The sequence below is a fragment of the Brevibacillus porteri genome, from assembly GCF_003013475.1.
Lineage (GTDB): Bacteria > Bacillota > Bacilli > Brevibacillales > Brevibacillaceae > Brevibacillus > Brevibacillus porteri.
This window is the reverse complement of the sequence record NZ_PXZO01000008.1, coordinates 1-14,814: the sequence shown is the minus strand read 5'-3', so window position 1 is coordinate 14,814 and position 14,814 is coordinate 1. Positions and strand designations below refer to the sequence as shown.

The 14,814-nt window shown below is 42.5% G+C and carries 22 protein-coding genes; 4 read left to right on the top strand and 18 right to left on the bottom strand.

Annotated features, from left to right (window positions below):
* Positions 1–20: 20 nt before the first annotated feature.
* From C7R92_RS06495 to C7R92_RS33090, 6 genes are all read right to left on the bottom strand, one after another.
* Entirely contained in the window at positions 21–278 is a 258-nt protein-coding gene (locus C7R92_RS06495) for a hypothetical protein (protein WP_106833615.1), read from the bottom strand.
* Positions 266–517 (bottom strand): hypothetical protein, encoded by a 252-nt coding sequence (locus C7R92_RS06490; RefSeq protein ID WP_106833614.1) that lies wholly within the window; start codon positions 515–517, stop codon positions 266–268. Before C7R92_RS06490 ends, C7R92_RS06495 begins: the two co-directional genes overlap by 13 nt.
* A complete protein-coding gene (locus C7R92_RS06485; protein WP_106833613.1) occupies positions 501–740 on the bottom strand; it encodes a hypothetical protein in 240 nt (79 codons plus the stop codon). Before C7R92_RS06485 ends, C7R92_RS06490 begins: the two co-directional genes overlap by 17 nt.
* Positions 741–792: 52 nt before the next feature.
* Entirely contained in the window at positions 793–1,224 is a 432-nt protein-coding gene (locus C7R92_RS06480; protein WP_106833612.1) for a hypothetical protein, read from the bottom strand.
* Between the two features lie 102 nt (positions 1,225–1,326).
* On the bottom strand, positions 1,327–1,764 hold the full coding sequence (locus C7R92_RS06475) for a helix-turn-helix domain-containing protein (protein WP_244195663.1): 438 nt from the start codon (positions 1,762–1,764) through the stop codon (positions 1,327–1,329).
* A 216-nt stretch (positions 1,765–1,980) separates the two neighbouring features.
* The gene (locus C7R92_RS33090) at positions 1,981–2,106 is read right to left on the bottom strand and encodes a hypothetical protein (protein WP_279629810.1); all 126 of its coding nucleotides are present in this window, start codon (positions 2,104–2,106) and stop codon (positions 1,981–1,983) included.
* 38 nt (positions 2,107–2,144) lie between these two features.
* On the opposite strand from C7R92_RS33090, the gene C7R92_RS06465 reads away from it, so the two are divergent.
* A complete protein-coding gene (locus tag C7R92_RS06465; RefSeq protein WP_106833611.1) occupies positions 2,145–2,408 on the top strand; it encodes a hypothetical protein in 264 nt (87 codons plus the stop codon).
* A gap of 510 nt (positions 2,409–2,918) precedes the next feature.
* On the opposite strand, the gene C7R92_RS06460 is transcribed toward C7R92_RS06465, so the two are convergent.
* The 5 genes from C7R92_RS06460 to C7R92_RS33400 all read right to left on the bottom strand — a co-directional run bounded on the left by C7R92_RS06460 (position 2,919) and on the right by C7R92_RS33400 (position 5,794).
* The gene (locus C7R92_RS06460; RefSeq protein WP_106833610.1) at positions 2,919–3,104 is read right to left on the bottom strand and encodes a hypothetical protein; all 186 of its coding nucleotides are present in this window, start codon (positions 3,102–3,104) and stop codon (positions 2,919–2,921) included.
* A gap of 98 nt (positions 3,105–3,202) precedes the next feature.
* Positions 3,203–3,448: a helix-turn-helix domain-containing protein gene (locus C7R92_RS06455; RefSeq protein ID WP_106833609.1), complete on the bottom strand. Its 246-nt coding sequence runs from the start codon at positions 3,446–3,448 to the stop codon at positions 3,203–3,205.
* Positions 3,449–3,577: 129 nt separating this feature from the next.
* Positions 3,578–3,739 (bottom strand): hypothetical protein, encoded by a 162-nt coding sequence (locus C7R92_RS31960; RefSeq protein ID WP_158265726.1) that lies wholly within the window; start codon positions 3,737–3,739, stop codon positions 3,578–3,580.
* Between the two features lie 454 nt (positions 3,740–4,193).
* Positions 4,194–5,420: a helix-turn-helix domain-containing protein gene (locus tag C7R92_RS06450; protein WP_106833608.1), complete on the bottom strand. Its 1,227-nt coding sequence runs from the start codon at positions 5,418–5,420 to the stop codon at positions 4,194–4,196.
* A 287-nt stretch (positions 5,421–5,707) separates the two neighbouring features.
* Positions 5,708–5,794, bottom strand: a complete 87-nt coding sequence (locus tag C7R92_RS33400; RefSeq protein WP_412678998.1) for a putative holin-like toxin — start codon at positions 5,792–5,794, stop codon at positions 5,708–5,710.
* Between the two features lie 239 nt (positions 5,795–6,033).
* On the opposite strand from C7R92_RS33400, the gene C7R92_RS06445 reads away from it, so the two are divergent.
* Complete coding sequence (locus tag C7R92_RS06445; RefSeq protein WP_106833607.1) at positions 6,034–7,581, top strand: recombinase family protein; 1,548 nt, start codon at positions 6,034–6,036, stop codon at positions 7,579–7,581.
* A gap of 307 nt (positions 7,582–7,888) precedes the next feature.
* On the opposite strand, the gene C7R92_RS06440 is transcribed toward C7R92_RS06445, so the two are convergent.
* The 6 genes from C7R92_RS06440 to C7R92_RS06415 form a co-directional block, all read right to left on the bottom strand.
* A complete protein-coding gene (locus C7R92_RS06440; RefSeq protein WP_106833606.1) occupies positions 7,889–8,443 on the bottom strand; it encodes a GNAT family N-acetyltransferase in 555 nt (184 codons plus the stop codon).
* A gap of 458 nt (positions 8,444–8,901) precedes the next feature.
* Positions 8,902–9,561, bottom strand: a complete 660-nt coding sequence (locus C7R92_RS06435; RefSeq protein ID WP_244195662.1) for an anti-sigma factor — start codon at positions 9,559–9,561, stop codon at positions 8,902–8,904.
* 59 nt (positions 9,562–9,620) lie between these two features.
* On the bottom strand, positions 9,621–10,166 hold the full coding sequence (locus C7R92_RS06430; RefSeq protein WP_106833604.1) for an RNA polymerase sigma factor: 546 nt from the start codon (positions 10,164–10,166) through the stop codon (positions 9,621–9,623).
* A 96-nt stretch (positions 10,167–10,262) separates the two neighbouring features.
* Complete coding sequence (locus C7R92_RS06425) at positions 10,263–10,751, bottom strand: hypothetical protein (protein ID WP_106833603.1); 489 nt, start codon at positions 10,749–10,751, stop codon at positions 10,263–10,265.
* Positions 10,752–10,789: 38 nt separating this feature from the next.
* Complete coding sequence (locus tag C7R92_RS06420) at positions 10,790–11,593, bottom strand: extracellular solute-binding protein (protein WP_106833602.1); 804 nt, start codon at positions 11,591–11,593, stop codon at positions 10,790–10,792.
* A gap of 323 nt (positions 11,594–11,916) precedes the next feature.
* On the bottom strand, positions 11,917–13,416 hold the full coding sequence (locus C7R92_RS06415) for a recombinase family protein (protein ID WP_106833601.1): 1,500 nt from the start codon (positions 13,414–13,416) through the stop codon (positions 11,917–11,919).
* A gap of 245 nt (positions 13,417–13,661) precedes the next feature.
* Between C7R92_RS06415 and C7R92_RS33395 the strand changes: the two genes are divergently transcribed.
* Positions 13,662–14,006, top strand: coding sequence for an IS3 family transposase (locus C7R92_RS33395; RefSeq protein ID WP_106833600.1), 345 nt, complete (start codon positions 13,662–13,664; stop codon positions 14,004–14,006).
* On the top strand, positions 13,988–14,155 hold the full coding sequence (locus C7R92_RS33390; protein ID WP_106833599.1) for an IS3 family transposase: 168 nt from the start codon (positions 13,988–13,990) through the stop codon (positions 14,153–14,155). The genes C7R92_RS33395 and C7R92_RS33390 overlap by 19 nt, the downstream gene beginning before the upstream one ends.
* A gap of 215 nt (positions 14,156–14,370) precedes the next feature.
* Here the strand turns inward: C7R92_RS33390 and C7R92_RS06400 are convergent, their stop codons facing one another.
* Positions 14,371–14,556: a hypothetical protein gene (locus C7R92_RS06400; RefSeq protein ID WP_106833598.1), complete on the bottom strand. Its 186-nt coding sequence runs from the start codon at positions 14,554–14,556 to the stop codon at positions 14,371–14,373.
* Positions 14,557–14,814: the final 258 nt, after the last annotated feature.

Below are 14,814 nucleotides of genomic sequence, written 5' to 3'. Positions count from 1 at the left end.
CAGGGCCGAAGCCCGCGTTACTACATTTCTTTAAGAGCATCCATCGCAATCCTTGCCTGACTTGATGATCTTGAGACTAAACTTGCAATAGCTTGAAGTTTCCCCTTCACTCTTTCGAGCTTTTCTTCTGCTTCAACTGCTCGATGAATCCAATGGGGAAGGGCCTCTCTTGCCCGGAAAGCCTTTGCTGCATCTATGAGCTTATCAGGCAAATCAATTTCTCCAGACGCTTGGCAGAGGTTTAAGTCTAGCTCGGCAATTCGTTTTACATCGCCCATTTGGTCAGCCTCCGTTTTTGTTCTTGTAGAGCCTCAAGGTTGTCCCTATTGGAGTAATCACGCCTAAACTCCCAAATGCCTCGAACCTCCTCTTGGATATCCTCTAGCTCTTGCATCAAGTCACGAACTTGTTTCTCCAACGTTTCGGAATCCTGATCAAACGCCAATTGCTCAGACTGTTTCTGCCGTATTGCCTCTGTTTGCTCCACATACTCCACGATGTCAGGCACTTGCCGCATGCACCAACACCTCCTGTTCCTCCAAATCGGTGATTTCTGCAAGACGTGCGTCAATTTCTTCCTGACGAGCATGCATGCGTTTTTCTGCTTCCGATGCTTTTTTTCGGTAGTGCAATGCATCGTCCATATTGCTATTCATTTCTGATTTGGCTTCGTCACGCAGCTCAGCCAAATTCGCTACTTCTTTTTGCAATTCCTGAATACGGATGTGTGCTGGCTTCATTGGGCTTGTCCTCCTCTATGTGGTTGTGGTATTCTTCCGATACAGTGTTTTTCTAAGCCGTCTGTTCGCTGCAGGCGGTTTTTTCGTATTTTAGGAATGCTGCGACTTCTCTCGCCTTCAAGAGGACTGCTTTCCGCTTACCCTTCACCAGTACATACGGTGATTTAAGAAATCGCTTCTCCCGCTTTGCCTTTACCTCTCGTAGTCGTGCAGCTAGCCATAGAGCCTGTGATGCTTTGGTGTTTGCCAATCCCCTCCGGCTTTCGACCACTTTTTCCAATGCTCCGGCAGCTTGCTCTAGCTGTTCCTCATCTAAGTAACCGGGCTTCCCACCACACATTTCGATAAGAACATTTGCCGTGATGATAAGTCGTTTTGCTTGCCATCCATTACCCTCTTGCTGAATCCTGACCTTCTCTTCGACTAATGCGCCGATCACAATAAGCAACTGGTCTTGATCAAATATCATGTACTGATTACTCATGACGTCCTGCCCCTTTCATCACTTTTATAAAACCTCTGCTCATAAGCTTTGTTTTGTGCTTCGTCCATTGAGCTATCCAGCCTAACTTCGATTCTTTCGTGATCACCGCTGCCATGTGTGTTGTGGATGTAACCACGTCCAATGTCTCTTGATCAAGTGTTCAATCTGATGCATTTGTGATGTACTCCATGTGGACGGCGGTTTTAAAAGGATGGGCTGGGCCCGCCTTATGGCTAGTAGAAGCTCTTCCACTTCCTCAACCGTTTTAGCGACCACTGTATGCCTATTTAGTTCCACATTGTCGCCGTCCAAAATGACCGGGCTTGTACCTGCTGAGGACTCATAAGCTGCTGCAATTGAAAGAAATGGATTGTTTATCACTTGTACAGCTTTCGATTTAACATCGGGCGGCGTCATAATTCTCCCCGTGGTGTATGAAGAGACTGCCTCCCGGCTTACATTAGCTTCAAAACTGAAAGCTAACTGTGTCATGCCCGCCTCTTGAAGTGACTGACCTAACTGTTTACCAAAATCGCTCAAGTGTTCGCACCACCCTTACCTTCGTTATTCGATTTTCGATGTACAATGAATCCTAGCTCACTTTCCAGACTCTCCCTCGGCAGCCATATGAGCCGAGGGCATTTTTCTTTTTCGGATTAGTTCATGAAGCCTTTCTTTGTAGGCCAGAAGTTTTGGGAGCCGACGCTCTCTTTTATCACGTGGCCATTTTGCTGATTGATTCACTTTTTTGGTATATCAGCCAATGCGTTTGACCAGATTATCGAGTTTGTCCAGGTTGAACACCTCTAGTAATTGGTAGTATTTTCCAAACATCCTGTCGAATTTCTCTGTCGGAAGAACGTGTACTTTGACGAGTGGCATTCTTCTTCCAATATCAAAGACAGAAGGTGGTGAAATCTGTGAATCATGCAATCAACGTGAGGCAATTGTCAGAAGAGGATAAAGTGAAATTGGACAGCGATCTCAAAAGTCTAGGCTGGAATATACAAGGAACAAGTAAAGGACTACAATCTTCTGACAACCTAACCGACAAAAATACAAGTTTGTGGCTTAGTTGCCCAGATGGTAAATTAGCCAAATTTCCTGATGGGTACGAAGCCACTCCGACTAATCAAGATGAATGTCCAAAATGTGGGCTTCCAACGTCAGTGATTATTCGCTAGCTTCAACCTTTTGGAGATACTCACGATAAATTTTGAAGCATGCTTCAAAGAGTGCGTCTTCCAATTGTTCTTTAAAAGGCTCCAACGACTCAGGAAAGTGGTACAGATCAAGACGATAGAAGTATTTAACCTCTCCACAACGATCCGACTGTTGTACGGATAATTGTGTGTGAATGCAACCAATTGCACTTTGAAACTCACTCAGAGGCCTTATGTTGAACAGCAAGGCCAATAATTTCCGTTACAATCTCATGGTTTTTGTTCGAAACGTAAAGCAGATCACGTATATTACGGATGGCTGGCTTTTTGTCGGTCATCCCTTTTCACCTCACTTTCATCACACAACTGCATGCAGCGTCGAGTCTTGGCAGTGACCTCCACCTGACCTTGTATCACCCTTACCCGGCGAAATGGTGGAATGTATTATGGCGCGGCTCATCTCATCGCTCGCTCCCGCTCTTCGGCGCTCTATGCAGTTGTGTGAAGCTTGTCCATCAGCACCGGGTATACTCACCCGGTCTGTTTTTGATAAATCTCTTCAAGGATCGTCCAACCTGCCATGTGCATATCTCGGATGACTTTTTCTTTCTCTTCTGGCGTTTTTACGAAAGCGTTGCTTGCAATGCGAACAGTGGTGTCTCCATACTGGTACGTCTCCACAATGATTGGTTCATCGAACTTCCCAGCAGTTTTCATCTTGGAACCACCTCCTGTCACATGCTTATGCAACACTGAACGGTGGACTACCATGGTTTTCACCTCCGATTTCCTTTCGCATCATACGAGCACTCCTTTCAGGCTGTATTTTGTTTTTCTTCCGCCGAACTAAACGAATCGTTTAGTTTTGGGCGTAAAAACTCCCTTGGATCAACTTCTAAAGCTTCAGCTATGATTTGCATTCTATCAGTGCTGATTGGAGAACGGCCTGTAGCCAAATGATGATATCCCATAGAGGTCATCCCCAGTTTCCTTGCCATATAAGCTTTTGTAATACCTTTATTAATTCTTATCTGCTCGATCCGTTCGTTTACTGGAATCACTTTATTTCACCTCTCTTATAATGAGAGCGCTGTTAGACACTCTTATATCTTTACCAGAAGAAGATCGTGAACGAATAATTGAACAAGCACTCATATTTGCAGAGGGTATAAAAGCAAAGAACCGTTCAATCACAAAGTGATAAAACGGTTCTTTTGAATTTCATCAATGATCACTTTTGCTTCAGGATGATTTTTATTTTGTAAAATCACCTTAAATGCATTAACTACCTCTTCTTTTATATAATTTCTGCTCGTTACTGGTGTACTTTTTTCTTTCGCATCTCTCTCCATAAGAGGTTATGCACCCTCCCCTCAGGAACTTTTCTAGGCTCCTGTTGTTTTCCAAGTTATTCCTAAAATGGAATAAAGTCTGCTACTATTTTACAATTCATCATTTATAAAGAATATATATGAATAATAAAAAATGTTGGACTTTTCAAGCACCCGCATAATCCGACACTATTCACCATACATTTCGACAAAAAAGATAATTGACAGAAGGAAAACAAAAAATCCACCGGCACTGGTGGATTTTACATTTTTTAAGGGTGGATTGGGGGACCATATACTTTAATTGGGTCTGACTTGTCCTGAGTAATCGGATGAATTGGCGGTCCCCCAGCTTCCACTTTCATTGGGCTCACTATTGCAATCCCCAAGATTAATACAGAAAAAATAGCTATTGCGATTTTCTTCACAGATTACACCCCTTTTCTCATGATTACACCCATTGTACTAACTGTTTCTATATATTGGTATAACTTTTAACAATAGGAATCCCATTTGTGTATGCAGCTAACAAGTGGATTAAGTCCTCTAGTGGCACGATCTCTTCCTCCAAATAGCTCTGTAAAAATTCATGTTTGACCTCTATTAATAATCCCAGTGCCTCAACATACTTTTTTTCTAGTATGAGTTTGACGGCACTGTTTCTTTTGTAAAACAATAATGTTGTAGGGTCTTCCAATGGAGTTTCACGCATTAGTCTATAAACCTCTGAATGTAAATACTCTCCTTTTTGAACATTACCGTAAAGCATTTCAACAAACGCCCAATCAGGAAGTACATGCAATTCATATCCCTCTGTGATTTGAAGAAAACTCTTCCATGATTGTATTGCCTCATTTACGAGTCCTAATCGAATGAATGCTTTTCCGATGTTTCCTTTACATGCTAAATTGTTATACTCAGTGCCACGCTTATATGCCTGGATAGCATGCTCGTATTGTCTACATTGTACGGCTACGTTTCCTAGTCGACCATACGCCTTACCAAGGCTCTCACAATCAGCATCCTTTTCATATTCAAACGCTTTAATTAGCATTCTTAGAGCTTGAAAGTATTGTTTCTTAAAATAATAGATATATCCCAGGTGGTTATAGAGTAAGAAAAGTTGCTTCCCTGAAAGATCGTCTTTGGAAATCCTGCTTGCAAGATCAATAAATAAATCGAATGCCTGTTTGTGCCGTAAAGTTAGTTGATAAAGACTGTCTAACACGCCGTTCATTTGATCGCTGGAAAGGAGAGCAAAGTTACTTAGTGCGAATTCTATTGTTCGCTCATTTAACTTCGGTTTTTTCCCGGTGAACACGTCTCGAAGTAGTATCAGCTTGATTACCGCGAATAATTGCAGCCCTCTATCGCCTGTTTTTTTGGCTATTTCCATTACTCTTTGAAGGGCGCGTAAAGCAAATGCTACGTTGTTTTTGGTAATTTCATCTTCAACGAGTCTTAGCAGGCTTTCAGGATTGTCAAAGCAATGCAAGTAGGACCTGTATAGAGCATCGTAACGTATTCCAAGTCCATCAGTGATTTGATCTATTACTTCTAATCCAGGAACAATCCGACCTTTTTCCACTCCAATTAAGAAATCTCTTCGTATCCCAGTTATCTTTGCAAGCGACGTCTGCGTAAGGCGATTTCCTTTCCGGTATGACCTAATCTGCATACCTAACGTAACTGATCCAGTCATTCAGACCCCCACAAAAAAACTTTAACATTTTAAGAAAATTTTATAATAAATTACTTTTTATTACTATCCTTATATTCGTCATTTATTATTGATTGAAAAAGGTATTCATCCCTATTTGTTGACATATCACTAAATGTAATCTATCCTAAAAATAACAAAAACTGCGTATACTAAAGAAAGACCGTCCCGGCGGCAACCGGAACGGTCAGTACAATAGACGTTCCCACAAGGGGGCAGCTCAATTATTTCAGAAAAGTAACCGCCAGAGTTGGTAGCTCAAGGGGCGGTTACTTCTTTTTTCTATCGAAGGTCAGAATCAACACAACCAACGTTGCGAAAGAAATCATCAACGCTAGAGCCTGATATACCTCCATACTCTCACCTCCCCTAATATGACATTGGGAGATGAGCCGCCGCCCCTGAGGAGCCGATTCTATTGTAAGAATAGTATAACATATCAGTGTCCCAGAAGTTTCCACATTTGTTGTTCCGAATTTAGCAGATGGGATATAATTACAACAAGATCGTATACTATTAGAAACCGCCCAGTTTCTGTTACCAAGGGCGTTTTTGTATTTTTAGACATCCACAGCTATCACTCATGGAGGGCAATATGGACCGAGTTTGTATGTACCTTCGTAAATCACGTGCCGATTTGGAAGCAGAAGCACGCGGTGAAGGTGAAACCCTTGCCAAACACAAAAAAGCTCTTTTAAAACTTGCAAAACAGCATGAGCTAAATATTATAAAAATTCGTGAAGAAATAGTTTCTGGAGAATCCCTGATTCACCGTCCTGAAATGCTAGAGCTCTTGAAAGAAGTCGAGAGCAAAGCTTATGACGCTGTATTGGTAATGGATATCGACCGTCTTGGTCGCGGAGACAAAGTGGATCAGGGGCTAATAGAACGAGCTTTTCGGGAATCTGGAACCAAGATCATCACACCCAGGAAAATATACGATCCCAACGATGAATGGGATGAAGAGTACATGGAGTTTGAATCATTCATGGCGCGTCGCGAGTTAAAGCTAATCAATCGACGTCTTCAACGTGGTCGTATTGCCTCTGTCGAAGAAGGAAATTATATCGCTACTCGTCCACCCTATGGTTACCAAATTCATAAGACCGATCGTGAGCGTATCCTGATTCCACATCCGGAACAAGCTCGCATTGTGAAAATGGTCTTTGATTGGTATACACACGAAGTGCCTTCAAGCAGAATGGGGAGCAATAAAATTGCCCAAACACTGAACAGCATGGGGTATTACTCATATACAGGAAAAGCTTGGTCCTCCTCATCTGTATTGGCAATCTTAAAAAATGCCGTATATGTCGGTCGGCTCCAGTGGAAAAAGAAAGAGGAAAAGAAGTCAACAGAGCCTGGTAAACGAAAAGATGTAAGAACCAGACCGCGTAGCGAATGGGTAGACGTGCAGGGGAAGCACGAACCCCTAGTGACGATCGAAACGTTTCAAAAAGCCCAGGATATCTTAGGACGAAAATACCACGTACCGTACCAATTGGTTAATGGTATTACAAATCCCCTCGCCGGATTAGTAAAGTGTGACATGTGTGGTTCCTCAATGGTTCTAAGACCATATACAAAGCAGCAAGCCCATCTAAAATGTTACAACCAGCTTTGCCAAAACAAAAGTAGTCGCTTTAATTATGTGGAGCAGGCTGTCGTTCTTGGGCTTAGAGATTGGCTAAACCAATATAAAGCCGATTGGGAAAGACACGAACAACCTTCACAGAATAATGGCATTCTTGAGACCAAACGTCACACCATCTCTATCCTTGAACGTGAACTAAAGGATCTGGATTCACAAAAAGGCCGGCTCTATGATTTTCTAGAAAGAGGTATTTACGATGAAGATACTTTTTTAGAGCGCTCTAAAAACTTGTCTGATCGTATGGAAGCCATCCGCTCTGCAATTAACCAAGCAGAACAGGAATTGGAATTGGAATGTAAACGTCAGCAGGCACAGCTTGAAATTATCCCAAAGGTAGAAAATGTACTGGAACTATACGAACAAACGGAAGACCCTGCAAAGAAAAATTCTCTTTTGAAAACCGTAATTGGAAAAGCCGTGTACCGTAAGGAAAAGTGGCAACGTGAAAAAAACTTTGAGCTCACGCTATATCCATTGATTCCACAATAAAAAGACCCTCACAGATAACCTGTGAGGGTTAATTCGTTGCCTTCTTTGTCCGTTCCGATTGGGTCGTGCAAGGATACGTCTTTTTTGGTTTTTTTCAAGCTTCTCAGATGCATGAGGATTTCAATCTAAATGTCAAAAGGGGAGCATCGACAGATTTAGATGTTCATTGAAAATATAGCAATAGACTGGAATCCTTGATATGCCGGGAGTTGTTTCAAGAAAAATTTATTCCCAAACTGGGGGAATGTCTTAAAGAAGCTGCCCTTATTTAGGCTTTTTAAGACATATGCTGAAGATCAATCACTTATTAATCAAGCATGAGATACCAATAAATTGCTATCTCATCACTATCTTTATCTAGACCTCTGTAGACGTAGGAATCGAAACCTCCGATGACAAAACCACAACTTTCGTAGAATTTACATGCGCGGACATTATTACTTTGTGTCTCCAGCATAATTCCCGTCATGCCGCCTTCCTTCGTCCAGCATTTAGCCTGTTCGATTAGTTTTTTACCGACGCCGTATCCTCTATATTGCTTATCAACTTTGATATCTTCCACATAGGCATATTTGTTCCAATTTCTTTTCAAAACAATTTGACCTACAACTTGATTGTTTACGAGCGCTAAATAAATGATTTGATGGGGATTGTCGATATAGTTCGAATAATCCTCAACAGTATCTTCTTCAAGCTGTTCATCATCGTAGCTTTTATTCCTAAGAGGTCTCTCCATCACCGTATATCCGATTCGCTGTCCCATTAGTTGCAAGACAAGGGTAGAGTCCACGATAAAGCTCCCATCAATGTTTGCACCACACTCATCGTCCCCAGCTCTCAGTTCTCTAATGAAAATATCCATATTCGTCCTCCTCTATTTTTATAAGGTGAGAATAGAGATAGCAAGGGGGACCACGGACTTAACGGAATACATATTGCTCCATCATTTTCATAACCTCCAAGTATTATGTAGCATTTATATTCTTTAGATAATTGTACAAGCATTGCTTAGCAGGTGCGACAGCTTTATAATCGTTAAGCCCGTTAGCTTAATCACGCGTATAAACACTGCCTCGTTGTTCCTACTACTTCCGTTAATTATAGGGTATTTCCTTTTCGATCAACTCACGAATCATGGCGGATTACACGGATCGATCTTGCTCTTGCCACACAGTAATATGCTCTTACAACACATCAGTACCGGCCTGCTGCGTAAAACTTCTGCAAATCCATTTTGAAAAAAGATCGATCAAAATCGATTCTACCGTTTAGAATACAGATAGGAAGACCCGTTCGTACTATACGGTTAGCCAGATATTTCTATGACCCGGCTATTTTTTTCCCCCTTGGTTGTCTGCTGTTCGCGTCCGGTTCGACAGTGATGCCGATTTGATCAAAAGTCTGCCCTTCGGCGAGCTGGTAGGTCAGTATTCCAGATCCGTTTTCGTCCGGCTTGAATATGCCACCATTTTCCCTCGTGCTGTTTTTCAGCAGCCAAACCTGATAAACCTGTGAACCTTCGACGCCGGGCAATTCGTGAACCTGCACCACCAAATTTTTCTCTGATCCCTGCTGGACAATATAGGCGATGCCGTTTGTTCCCGGGTGGCTTTGATTGGCTGCTTTTAAGGGAATCGCCGTTAAAATTTCAATGGGTATATTTTCGACATGCCGATTTTTTACCTGTACATTCGCTATTCCAAGACCAATAAACGCGAGTAACAAGACGGCCACGATACTGGTTGAAACTGGAGTGAACTGGCTTTTGAGCATCATGGCGAGCTTGCTCATCTTAGCTATGAATGTTTCCGTACCGCTTTTCCTTTTGTGCTCAAAAACAAACCCCAGCACCTCTCCTTTTAGCGATTCAGGCACCTCGATTTCGGTATAATCGAATGGCAAAGCATGCCAGGCCTGGGATAATTCCTGATATTCTTTCTTACACTCCGTACAATTCTTTAAATGTTCAGCAAAGGCCATGTGTTCGCTCTCCTTGAGCTCATTTACTATATATGGAATTAACTGATCACAAACCCTTCTCATTTTAAATCCTCCAGTTCCAGATGCTTCCTCAATCCTTTAAGAGCCTGGTGAAGCCTGCTTTTAATCGTGCCGAGCGGCTCTTGTTCCAGCTTGGCGATCTCTGAAAGAGAATACCCTTTCCAATAAAGCAAATCGATTAATTTTCTTTGCGCCGTCGGCAATTTGTTTTTCGCCATCGCAATATCATTCGTATTTACTCGTTGCTCGACTGCATTAGCAGGGTCGGCGATCTCTTCGTGTTCCTCTTGATGGTGTTGCGTATGCCTCTTCTCTTTTCGGAGGTAGTCAATGCAAATATTGCGAGTAATCGTGAGCAGCCAATTTACAAAGCTGCCTTGAGCAGGATCGTAATGGCAGTTTGTTGTCCATAGCCTCAAAAAGACCAACTGAATAATCTCTTTCGTCTTATCCTCATTCCCATTGCAAAACTTCATAACGAAGCCGTAAACAAGCTTTATATATCGATCATAGAGCTCCTCTAATGCGTGACCATTTTTTTCGTTTACCAATCGCATTAATTCCGCATCGTAATTTTCTTTCATGTGGCACTCCCTGCTTTTGGATAAAAATATATTGCCATAACACTATTTTAAAAGTAAAGATGGGAACGACCGCGACTAATCGTTCCCTGGGCAGGCTTATTCAAATGCTGTTTCGCTGTTTATGACAAACCATACCTCTTTTACTCCTTGTCCGTTTACATCCCCTTTTTGCTGGTCTTTTGCAAAATAATAGAGAGGAAAGCCTTTGTACGTAAACTGCTTCTTCCCGTTGTCTTCTCTTGTGATCGTATCGAAATCCTTTTTGTCAAAACCTTCCGGGACGGCGAAATCCTCCTGGGTAAATGCCGGCCAGTTTGCCAGGCAGTCTCCGCTACAATTGCTTTTTCCTGCTTCGTCCTTTTTAAAGTAATACAGGGCCCTTCCCTGTGGGTCCGCCAGGTACTCTCCAGCTTTCTCATTCTTCAAAAGCTGGAGGCTGTCAACCGGGGCTTGTTCCGATTTAGTTGGTTCCGTTTGGGCTTGATCGGGTTGAACCGTCTCTGTTTTTACCTCCGTGCTTTTTCCGCAGGCAGCCAAAACAAAAATAATCGAAAGTATCGCAAGGGTAAAAACTGCTTTTTTCATGTATGTTCCTCCCAGTTTTTGAGATGTATGACTCGTCCTTACTTCCAACCCCATTTTCGAAAGATTTGGTGAGATTTTTCCGTTCTTAAATAATCAATAAATTGCTGTGCCTCTTTTTTCTGATCAGTGATTTTCGTCAGGGCGATCGGCGTTCCACGATAGAGCTTTTCTTCTTCGGGCAGTTCGACCAGATCAGTCACATCCTGGAGCCGATAATGCCACGATTCATAGGTAATCCAGGCGTCCAGGCTGGCATTCGATTTCCATCGTTCAATGGCTTCGGCACTCGACTTTACAGAAAGGTTAATATTTTGGGAGATGCCTTCGATCAGCCCTTTTCTGCCTGCCAAGTCTTCCCACAGGCCAAGCTGGCCAGCCCCATTCACATCGATTATTTTTACTCCCTTTTTCGTTAAATCCTCCAGGCTTTCAATCTTCTTAGGATTTCCTTTCCTCACCAAGATTCCCGCAGCACGCGGGTAAAGCTCCGTACGTGATTTAGTGTCGATCATTTCGGGGTGGTTAAAGATGAAGTCCTGCAACATATACACGGAGCCACCGAAAATAATATCTGCATCTTGCTTTGCTTGGCCGATCCAATTGCCCTCTGGTCCGGCTGTTACTTCCACCTTCATTCCTGTTTCAGCTGAAAATTGTTCAGCAGCTTCCTTGATCGGTCCAAGTGGTCCACCTGGTCCGTACACCCGGATGACTTTATTACTTTGGCTGGTATTTGATGTTGCCTGGGACGCCGGCTTACCGTCCATTTGTGCATAGGCTGACATTCCAGCAGTTGTAAAGACAAAGAGCAGTAGAGCTGCTAGGAACACGGTCTTCTTCATGATTCTTCCTCCATTTCACACATGTTTTTTAACGGTACTATCAAAGGAAACGAAGGGAGGCTGTAAACGGTTTGATTGTAATCGCAAAATAGTTAGAAAGTTTCATAAATCTATGGAAAACTAGTCTGGTAAAGAATAAATAAAGATCGCCACACAACCTATGCCAGCTTGGCCAGGTGTGTGGCGATCTTTTATGTGTTCTGTGCCGTCCTTGGACTGTAAAACCAGGCGCTTTGCCAGGTTTTACGGAAGCCTCAAGACGATCCATGGTCTGTTAGGTGCCTGGGACGGCATATGTTTTCACACTTTATTTACTCAGAACATTAGAACGTGAATATCTCCACACTCGCTTCGAAAACTCTTACTTCCCTAACCACATGACGGATCAGCTCTTTTTTATCCTCAAAGGTGAGCTCATCCTGAGCCTTTAATAAATAAAATTCAGCAGCTTCTTGAATCAAGTTGCGGCTATACTCATAATCGACCTGCTGTTTTGTTTGATCCAGCAGCTCGTTTAGACGCTGATTCAGTTTATCCTCCTTCTCCTTCAGTTCTTTCAACTCTTGGCGAATATCTTCTTCACCAATATCTTCTTCACCAGACGCAAACAATTTAAGCAATCTCTTGCGTCCTGTTTTTGTTTTTTCGAGTTCCTTTTGCAATCGCTCCAACTCCACTTGCTCGAATGGAGTTTCCACTTTATCTTCCACTACCGCCGCAATCTCGTCAGGATTATTCAACCAGGATGCAACCGCTTCCCAAACCTGATTGTCCAATTGCTCACATCTTACACGACGACCGCACCCCTTAGTTTTTGCACCTGCTGTATTCTTAACATCAGTATACTCAAAAACATGCTGGCTCCAGTTTTTCGCTTTTCTTCCTGACATCGTATTTCCACAGGACCCACAACGTACTAGGCCGCTTAAGAGGTACTCGTTGAAGCTCCGTCCCGCCCATCTTCTTCTGGATTCCTTTAGTAGTCGCTGGGCATGTTCAAATTTCACTTCGTCAATAATGAATGGGCAGGGCAAGGATATCCACTCTTCTTTTGGGCGCATTTTCATACGGACTTTCTCATCTGGCTGGCGAAACTGATTACCCAGCATCCCTTCTGTATTCCACTTATTTTGATAAAATCTCCCCACGTACGCCTCGTTCATCAGCATCTGTCGTACCACCTGACGATGCCATACGCTCGCACCGCGCTTTGTAGGGACTCCTTTATTGGTTAAATAAACAGCTATCCCATTGATACCTTGAACTAGCTCGTTGGGCTGAGTAAACAGATCGAATACTAGTCGCACTACTGCTGCCTCAACTTCATTAATTACGATCTGTTCTTTCTCTGAATCATAACTGTATCCATATATTTGAAAGTCACGGAGAACGCGGCCTTGTCTTGCCTTTTCTCTTCTCCCACGACTCATACGTTCATTAATTTTTGCCTTCTCAAATTCAGCGATCGCTCCACGCATGCTATAAAAGAGTTGACCTTCAGGCGTTTTTGCATATTCGCCATTCACGAACACAAGCTCTATACCACGCTTATCAAATTCATCTGTAATAAGCAGCTGGTTCATTAGCTTACGCGATAAACGGTCAGGGTCCAGACAAACAATTTTGGTAATGACTCCATCTTTCACATCTTGTCTTAGCCTTGAGAGAGCCGGACGATCTAGGAACTCGCCAGATACATCATCTATGTACTCGGCAGCTTCACTCGTCGCTGCCTTTTTCCTGCATTCCCTTACCTGATCGTCGAGGCTGAACCCGCTTTTCGCCTGCTCCTCTGTACTCACCCTGGCATATATTCCGATCATAAGGCTTCTCCCTCCTGTATTTTCCTAATAAATAGTGGTAACAGGCGGAACGAATACTGTCAGTAGAACTGCCCGGTATAATCTTTACATGCACCGTTCATCCCCTCCTGTCGAGAAGATATGCGCGAACGGCTTGTCAAAAGTAGTGGAGAAACATGAAAAACCCGTCTCCTCAAAATGGAGTGCACCCCTTAAAGTAGACATTGGAATAACCCCTGTGGTTTACCGATGAACTTTAAGGGTCTTTGAAAGAGAAGATCAGGTCGATCTATAAGCAAAGGAAAGGAATTTACGGCTACCGCAGAATTCAAGCAGAAATAGTACGTCAGTATGGCTGTAAAGTAAACCATAAAAAAGTGTTACGGTTGATGCAAAATTTGGGGATAAAAGCAGTTATTCGTCGCTCTCGAAACGACAATGCGCTAGTTCTTGAGACTTTCAAGAAAGCATTTAAAACACAAAAAGACGTGACTGGTGTGATCGTTCACAACGATCAGGGTCACCAGTACACGTCATACCACGACATGCTGCCTACGGTTGGCGCCCAGATCAGCATGTCACGACGAGGTAATTGCCTAGACAACTCCTAGATGGAAAGCTTCTTTTCTCATTTGAAAACCGAAGCTCTATATCCCTAAGAAGAATTGAGGAATATATCCATTTTTACAACGACGAACGTCTTCAACTGAAATTTTTAAAAATGACGCCTAGTGAATTTAGGCGTCAGTTAGCGGCCTAACGGCCAGGGTTTTTCTTACTGTCTACGAAAGGGGGGCTTGACCATTCTTAACAAAGATCTTTTCTTCCAAATCAGATTTTGCAATTTCAAGGAGTATATCAAAACTACGATCATTAGATTGTTCTGCTGTGTGAACATTAGGTACCGCTACCTGAGAGTATCCAGTAAATAGAAAAGCTGTAGTAAATGCGACTGCTAGTAACGATTTAGTTATTTCATTTTTTTTTACCCTTCTTGCCACCACCTTTATTATCCAGATAAATAATCCCAAAAGCCACCACAACTGTGAGAACTACAACAATCTTTCTGCTTATTCCCATGCTAACGTCAAGATCAAAAAAACTGAAAGCTAAAAGCACCAGAAGTAAGACCAAAAGAATTTTTTTGATAATATCACTCACCTCAAATCATTGTTCTCTTAATCATAATAATAGTAATCACTTGAAAATATTGCAAAAAATGCCGACACAAATTATAAAATATTGTAAAATCATGAACGCTTAGTATGAATAAACAGGAGTAAGCTCGAATCCTTTACTCTTTTTTCTTTTTCCATGTATGATTTTTCGCTTGGATATACGCGGTAAGCCCTACAACTGCACCCACCGTCTCACCTCCAAATAGAAAAACCACCTAAATTGAACTGCACCCCAATTGTT